Origin of the sequence: Sphingomonas sp., assembly GCF_035758555.1 — a bacterium.
Lineage (GTDB): Bacteria > Pseudomonadota > Alphaproteobacteria > Sphingomonadales > Sphingomonadaceae > Sphingomonas_B.
The window spans coordinates 1-6933 of the sequence record NZ_DASTXI010000165.1 but is presented as its reverse complement, the minus strand read 5'-3'; the positions used below and the strand labels follow the sequence as shown (position 1 = coordinate 6933).

The 6933-nt window shown below is 67.4% G+C and carries 9 protein-coding genes and 1 pseudogene; 8 read left to right on the top strand and 2 right to left on the bottom strand.

The window, feature by feature from the left end:
* The 4 genes and pseudogenes from VFT73_RS09785 to VFT73_RS09770 all read left to right on the top strand — a co-directional run.
* A pseudogene (locus VFT73_RS09785) lies at positions 1–498 on the top strand (hypothetical protein); the annotation flags it as partial.
* A complete protein-coding gene (locus tag VFT73_RS09780; RefSeq protein ID WP_326410391.1) occupies positions 498–1379 on the top strand; it encodes a tyrosine recombinase in 882 nt (293 codons plus the stop codon). The pseudogene VFT73_RS09785 and the gene VFT73_RS09780, both read left to right, overlap by 1 nt.
* 35 nt (positions 1380–1414) lie before the next feature.
* On the top strand, positions 1415–2356 hold the full coding sequence (locus VFT73_RS09775; protein ID WP_326410383.1) for an acetyl-CoA carboxylase carboxyltransferase subunit alpha: 942 nt from the start codon (positions 1415–1417) through the stop codon (positions 2354–2356).
* Positions 2357–2441: 85 nt separating this feature from the next.
* Positions 2442–3893 (top strand): M48 family metalloprotease, encoded by a 1452-nt coding sequence (locus VFT73_RS09770; protein WP_326410381.1) that lies wholly within the window; start codon positions 2442–2444, stop codon positions 3891–3893.
* Positions 3894–3902: 9 nt separating this feature from the next.
* On the opposite strand, the gene VFT73_RS09765 is transcribed toward VFT73_RS09770, so the two are convergent.
* Together VFT73_RS09765 and VFT73_RS09760 are read right to left on the bottom strand one after the other, a co-directional pair.
* Positions 3903–4058 (bottom strand): Flp family type IVb pilin, encoded by a 156-nt coding sequence (locus tag VFT73_RS09765; protein WP_326410388.1) that lies wholly within the window; start codon positions 4056–4058, stop codon positions 3903–3905.
* A 113-nt stretch (positions 4059–4171) separates the two neighbouring features.
* Positions 4172–4948, bottom strand: coding sequence for an SAM-dependent methyltransferase (locus VFT73_RS09760; protein WP_326410379.1), 777 nt, complete (start codon positions 4946–4948; stop codon positions 4172–4174).
* Positions 4949–4990: 42 nt separating this feature from the next.
* Here VFT73_RS09760 and VFT73_RS09755 point away from each other — a divergent pair, with 42 nt between their 5' ends.
* From VFT73_RS09755 to VFT73_RS09740, 4 genes are all read left to right on the top strand, one after another.
* Positions 4991–5731 carry a ComF family protein gene (locus VFT73_RS09755; protein WP_326410377.1) on the top strand — a complete coding sequence of 247 codons (741 nt, stop codon included), beginning with the start codon at positions 4991–4993 and terminating at the stop codon, positions 5729–5731.
* 36 nt (positions 5732–5767) lie between these two features.
* The gene (gene grxC, locus VFT73_RS09750; RefSeq protein WP_326410375.1) at positions 5768–6025 is read left to right on the top strand and encodes a glutaredoxin 3; all 258 of its coding nucleotides are present in this window, start codon (positions 5768–5770) and stop codon (positions 6023–6025) included.
* A complete protein-coding gene (locus VFT73_RS09745) occupies positions 6022–6849 on the top strand; it encodes a carbon-nitrogen hydrolase family protein (protein WP_326410372.1) in 828 nt (275 codons plus the stop codon). Before grxC ends, VFT73_RS09745 begins: the two co-directional genes overlap by 4 nt.
* On the top strand, positions 6846–6933 hold an 88-nt coding region (locus VFT73_RS09740; protein WP_326410385.1), incomplete at its 3' end, for a DUF1178 family protein. The genes VFT73_RS09745 and VFT73_RS09740, both read left to right, overlap by 4 nt.

The following is a 6933-nucleotide window of genomic DNA, read 5'->3' as shown; positions in this document are numbered from 1 at the left end:
CTGATCTCGGCCATGCTCGCGGCCGGATACGACCGGGCGGCGGCGCGCTGGATTTCGGCGGTGAACCAGATGGACGACGCCGACAGCGACCGCTGCTGGGCGATGCTCGCGCTGGCCGCACCCGATGTCTCGAGCGTCGGCACGAGCCGGATCAGCGGCTTCATCCGCCGCGACAACAGCCCGAACAAGGTGCGCAGCGCGTTTCTCGTCGCCGGGCTTGCGGGTCTCGGGCGGATCAGCACGGATACCGCCAATTCGCTCAATCGCCGCTACGACCTCGGCCTCGGCAGGAGTACGAGCTGGACCCGGATGATCGAGGCGGCGGCGGGGCGCGGTCAGGCGGGGACCGTGCTGGTCCTCACGGGGACCGGGTTCCAGACCGCCAGCTGGGACAAGGTTCCCTCGGCGCATCTCTATCGCGCGATCGGCGCCCTCGAGCGGACGGGCCAGGACTTCACGGCACGGATGATTGCCGCCGAGGCCCTTTCACGGACGTGATTGCCGACGACCGCGCGCTGGTCGACCGGTTCCTCGACATGATGGCCGCCGAGGCGGGCGCGTCGAAGCACACGCTCGCCGCTTACCGCAACGACCTCGATCGCGCCGCCGAGGCGCTCGGCTCGCTCGGCACGGCCTCGAGCGACGACGTGTCGCGGCTCGGCAGCGAATGGGCGGAGCTCGCGCCGTCGACCGTGGCCCGGCGCTCCGCTGCGCTGAGGCGCTTCTTCGGCTTCCTGTTGGATGAAGGCCTGCGCAGCGACGATCCGTCGGCGGCGTTGCCGCGCCCCCGCTTCGAGCGGCCGCTGCCGCGAATCCTCGACGAGGACGAAGTCCGCCGCATGTTCGAGGCTGCCGAGGACCGCGCGGCGAGCGGCGAGGGTACGGCCGTCCGCAACCTGGCGCTGCTCGAGCTCCTCTACGGGTCCGGCCTTCGGGCGAGCGAGCTGGTCGGCCTGCCGCGCGGCGGGGTTCGGCCTGGCCAGCCGTTCCTGATGGTCCGCGGCAAGGGCAGCAAGGAACGGCTGGTCCCGATATCGACGCGGGCGCAGGCGGCAGTCCAGCAATGGCTCGAGCATGTCGGCTCTTCCGCCTTGTGGCTATTTCCCAGCGGCAAGTCGCACCTCAGCCGGGTGCGGCTGTTTCAGATCGTGCGCGCAATGGCGGCGGATGCAGGCATTGCACCGGACCGGGTCAGCCCGCACGTTCTCCGGCACGCCTTTGCGACGCACTTGCTATCGGGCGGCGCGGACCTGCGCGTGCTTCAATCTTTGCTCGGCCATGCGGACATCGCCACCACGCAGATCTACACGCATGTCGACAGCGCCCGGCTGGTCGAGCTGGTCAACGCCCGCCACCCGCTCGCCACCGGCGCGCGTTGACCTTTGCAGCAGCTTCGTCCTACGCGCGCCGCTGAATGCTGAACTACCTCGATTTCGAAAAGCCGATCGCCGAGCTGGAGACCAAGGTCGCCGAGCTGCGCGAGACGGCGAGCAGCACGGACATCGACATTGACGCCGAGGTCGGCCGGCTCGAGGCCAAGGCCAACAAGCTGCTCCGCGATACCTACGCCAAGCTGACCCCGTGGCAGAAGGCCCAGGTCGCTCGCCATCCGGACCGGCCGCACTTCAAGGATTATGTCGCCGGGATCGCGGACGATTTCCTGCCGCTGGCGGGCGACCGCGCGTTCGCCGACGATCCGGCGATCATCGGAGGCCTCGCGCGCATCGACGGACGGCGCGTCATGCTGATCGGTCACGAGAAGGGCGACGACACAGCCTCGCGGCTCAAACACAATTTCGGGATGGCCAAGCCCGAAGGCTACCGCAAGGCGATCCGGCTGATGCGGCTCGCCGACCAGTTCGGTATTCCGGTCGTGAGCCTGGTCGACACGCCCGGCGCCTTTCCGGGAGTGCAGGCGGAAGAACGGGGGCAGGCCGAAGCGATCGCCCGCTCGACCGAAGAATGCTTGAACCTCGAGGTGCCGATCATTGCCGCGGTCGTCGGCGAGGGCGGCTCCGGCGGAGCCGTGGCGATCGCCACCGCGAACCGGGTCCTCATGTTCGAACATGCCGTCTATTCGGTCATTTCGCCCGAGGGCTGCGCTTCGATCCTGTGGCGCACGGCGGACAAGGCCGCCGAAGCCGCCGAGGCGATGAAGATTACCGCCGCCGATCTCCAGTCGCTGGGCGTCGTGGACCGGATCATCGACGAGCCGCTCGGCGGGGCGCAGCGCGATCCCGAGGCGGCGATCGGTGCCCTCAAGGGCGCGCTGATCGAGGAGCTCGACGGCTGCGGCAAGCTCGGGCCCGCCGAGCTGCTGAAACAGCGCCGCGCCAAGTTCCTCGCCATCGGCTGAGGACCGGCAGGAACCCCTGCCAGTCATTCTCCGTTCAAATTGGCGGCGCTTAGTGCGCTACCGAAACGGAGGGTGCACGCTGAACATGCGAAGAAGCGTCCTGTTGTTCTGCGCGGCCGCGCTGGCGATTACGCCTGCTGCGGCGCAGCGCGCTCATTACCTCGACCCGCGCGACGTGGCGGAGGCGCAGAAGGAAAATGCGCAGATAGTCGAGGAGCTCGGCGGGACCGAAACGGGTCCACGAGCGGCTTATGTCGAGTCCGTCGGGCGGCGCGTCGGTGCTTATTCGGGAGTCGCGAACGCGGGTCAGGCGCTCCACTTCACGACCCTGAATTCGGCTGTCGAGAACGCTTTCTCGGTGCCGGGCGGCTACGTCTACATCACACGTCAGCTGATGGGCATCATGGGCGACGAATCGCAGCTCGCCTTCGCGCTCGGCCACGAGGTCGGGCACATCGCCGCCAACCATGCGCATCAGCGGGAGGAATATGCGGCGCAGAACCCGCTCGGGGTCCTCGGACGCATCCTCGGAGCCGTGTTCGGCGACCGTTTCATGGGAAGCATCCTCCAGGTCCGCGCCAAGCTCCAGCAGCTGAGCTTCTCGCGCGAGCAGGAATATGAAGCCGATACCCTCGGTCTCAGGTACATGATCGCGGCGGGTTACGATCCAGCGGGCGCGGCGCAGCTGCTCTCGGCGCTGAGCCGGACGACCGCCCTCGAGGCGCGGGTCCAGGGCCGCACCAACCGCCAGACGCCCGAGTGGGCGAGCACCCATCCGCTGAGCGAAAACCGGATGCAGCGGGCTCTGCAGGAAGCGCGCGCCACGGGGCGGCTCGGAACCGGGTTGCACAACCGCGATGTCTTCCTGAACCAGCTCGAAGGCGTCTACGTCGACGACGATCCCGCGCAGGGCGTCATCGACGGCCCGGTCTTCACCCATCCCGATCTGCGCATCCAGTTCAGGGTTCCGACTGGATATTTGATGTCGAACGGCACCTTTGCTGTGACGGTGTCGGGATCGGCGGGGAAGGCGCAATTCAGCGGGGGCCGCTACAATGGCTCGCTCGACAACTATATTCTCCGGGTCTTCGAGCAGCTGACCCGCGGGCAGGTGGAGCTCGCGATCCCGCAGCCTCGGCGGACGACGATCAACGGAATGCCGGCCGCCTATACGACGGCGCATGTGCGAACAGACTCAGGGCTGATCGACGTCAGCGTAATGGCCTATCAGTGGGACCCGCAGCACATCTATCACTTCGTCATGCTGACCCAGGGAGGAACCGGCATCGGTCCCTTCACTCCGATGGTGAATTCGCTGCGCAGGATCACGCAAGCCGAAGCGGCCGCAATCCGGCCGCGAATCATTCACGTGGTGACGGTGAAGCCGGGCGACACGCTGCAGTCGCTCGCGAGCCGCATGGCGTATCGCGATTTCAAGCTCGACCGCTTCCTGGTGATGAACGGTCTGACGGCCAATAGCCGCCTTGCGCCGGGCCAGAGGGTCAAGCTCGTGATTTACGGCGCTCGCCGGAGCTGAGCGCCCCGCTCACATATAGGTGCTGATCGTCGTCAGCAGCAGGCCCCACTTGCCCGACACGCCGCCGCCGAGATTCGTGAAGGCGCCGATGCACGCCACGGCGATCAGCCCGACGATCAATCCATATTCGATCGCGGTCGCTCCTCGCTCGTTGGCGCTGAGCATGCGCAAATATTTCCGGATAGCGTCCACGCCACCCTCCTCTGGTCCACGTCCACGCGGCGGGTGTACCGGAGCCTCAGTTAACAAGTCTTACCCGGAACAAAGTTAATGCGCCGTCATCCGCTTGCCGGAGTCCAGGCGGCGAAATGCAGCAATTCGAAAGTTTCGGTCGTCCGTTGTCCATCGCCGGCTTCCGCGAATGCGCGCGAGGCCGCGGCGAATTGGGCGCGGGTGAGGGGCGCCGCCTTCTCCCTCAGGACGCTGGTCGCGCCCATCGCCCGCAGGTCCGCGACGAGCCGGCCCAGCGAGCGATAAGACACCTCCAGGCGATCGACGTCGACGACGGGCGCGACGAAGCCGGCACTGTCGAGCAACGGTGAAACCGCCGAGGGCTCGATCCGCGGGTGCGCATGCGGGGAAGCAAAGCCGGAAACGGCATCCGCCGACCGCATGGCGGCGCGCAGCCGCGGCAGGGTATCGCCGCCTGCAACGGCGCCGATGAGCAGCCCGTCCGGCTTCATCGCATAGCGGATCAGCCGCAGCGCGAGCGGGAGGTCGTTGATCGTATCCAGCGTGCCGATTGCGAGCACGAGGTCATAAGCCGATGCCACCGGCTCCCACGCGTCTTCAATGATTTCCGAGCCGCCCGCGGCAGCGGCGAAGAGAGCGCCTGGGTCCGCCAGGTCGACCGTCGAGGCGAAGCGTCCGAGCCGCGACGGCCACGCGGGATCGGGACAGCCGATCAGCAGCGCGCGCCCGAAGCGCCGGTTCGCCAGTTCGATGCGCTCGATGCAGTCATCGAAAACCCGCTCGAACAGGAACAGCTCGACTCCGGCGCGGGCCGCGCGGTCGCGCCGAAGCGCGCGCAGTCGCATGTCGAACAGCTCGGGCACGGCGGCGCTTGTGCGATGCGCGATGCCGGGCGACAAGACGCAATGGCGAGCGTTTTCGAGATCGTCCGCGCCTGCGCCCGTTCGGCGCTCGATTTCGCGCTGCCTCCGCGCTGCGCCGGTTGCGGCACCATCGTGCCCGACGTGCACAGCTTCTGCCCCGATTGCTGGAAAGAGGTCGAGTTCCTCGGCGACCGAGGCTGCACCTGCTGCGGCCTACCACTGGAGGCGACCGAGCAGAGCCATTGCGCGCGCTGCCTCGCCAGGCCGCCGCGGGTCGCCCGAAGCCGCGCGGCGGTGGCCTATGACGATTTGTCGCGCAGCCTCGCGATCCGGCTGAAATACGGGCGCAAGGTCGCGATCGCCCGGACGATGGCGCATTATATGGCGCCCCTCGTTGCCGCGGATGCCGAGGCTGTCCTGGTTCCCGTTCCCCTCCATCGCACCCGGCTATGGTCTCGCGGCTTCAATCAGTCGGCGCTGGTCGCCCGCGAATTGTCCCGCCGCCTGAACATCGCGGCCGACCCTCTTGTGCTTCAGCGCACACGGCGCACTCCGCCGCTGAAGGGCATGAGCCCGCTCCAGCGGCGAAAGACGGTCGCCGGCGCATTCCGGGTCGCGGACAAGAGCGCCGTCGCCGGCAAGACCGTCGTGCTCGTGGACGACGTGCTCACCACCGGCAGCACCGCAGAAGCGTGCGCGCGGGTGCTGAAGCGGGCCGGCGCTGCGCGGGTCGAGGTCGTCAGCTGGGCGCGCGTGGTGAAACCTTCGCAGTTGATGCGTTGAACCGCATGCCTAATTATCGGCCTGGAGGAGCCGATCGTGCCGACGATTGAAATTTATACCAAGACTTTCTGCCCTTATTGCTGGCGTGCAAAGGCGCTGCTCGATGAGAAGGGCGTGGAGTATCGCGAGATATCGGTCGATTTCGGAGGGGAGACCCGGCAGCAGATGATTCAGCGTGCAAACGGCCGCACCACCGTCCCGCAAATCTTCATCCGCGAGCATCATGTCGGCGGATGCGACGATCTCTTCGCGCTCGAACGGGCAGGCCGCCTCGACGACCTGATTTCACGATGACCCGGATCGCGCTCTTCCAGTCGACCACCGGCATCGATCCGGCAACGAGCCTGCGCGCTCTGGAAACGGCGATCGGCGAAGCAGCCGGCGGTGGCGCGGAGATGCTGTTCACGCCCGAAATGTCGGGCCTGCTCGACCGCGATTCGGCGCGCGCCTCGAAGAACTTACGCAAGGAGGACGAGGACGAAGTGCTGGCCGGTTGCCGGGAAGCCGCGCGCCGCCACCGCATTTGGCTGCATATCGGTTCGCTCGCGATCCGCGTCGGCAACGGCAAGGTCGCCAACCGCGGCTTCGTCATCGACCGCGAAGGGCAGATCCGCGCCCGCTACGACAAGATCCACCTGTTCGATGTCGATCTTCCCACCGGCGAGAGCTGGCGCGAGTCCAACACCTATTCGGCGGGCAAGGAGGTGGTCGTGGTGAACGGCACGCCGGTCGGCAAGCTCGGCCTCACCATCTGCTACGACCTGCGCTTCCCGGGCCTCTTCGCGCGGCTTGCGGAAGCGGACGCCGACGTCATCGCCGTCCCGGCGGCGTTCACCGTGCCAACCGGGCACGCCCACTGGCACGTGCTTCAGCGGGCGCGGGCGATCGAGGCCGGCCTGTTCATCGTCGCCGCTGCCCAGGTCGGGCATCACGAGGATGGGCGGAACACGTTCGGCCACTCGCTCGTCGTCGATCCCTGGGGCGAGCTCCTGCTCGACATGGGCGAGGAGTCGGGCGTGGGTTTCGCCGACATCGACCTCAAGCGCATCTCCGAGGTGCGTTCGCGCATACCCGCGCTTAACCACCGCCGCCCTATCCCCGACGCGGTGACCCTATGATCGTGTTCGATCTCCAGTGCCGCGAAGGCGGCGAGACGTTCGAGGCCTGGTTCCGCTCCAATGCCGATTATGAGGAGCAGCGCG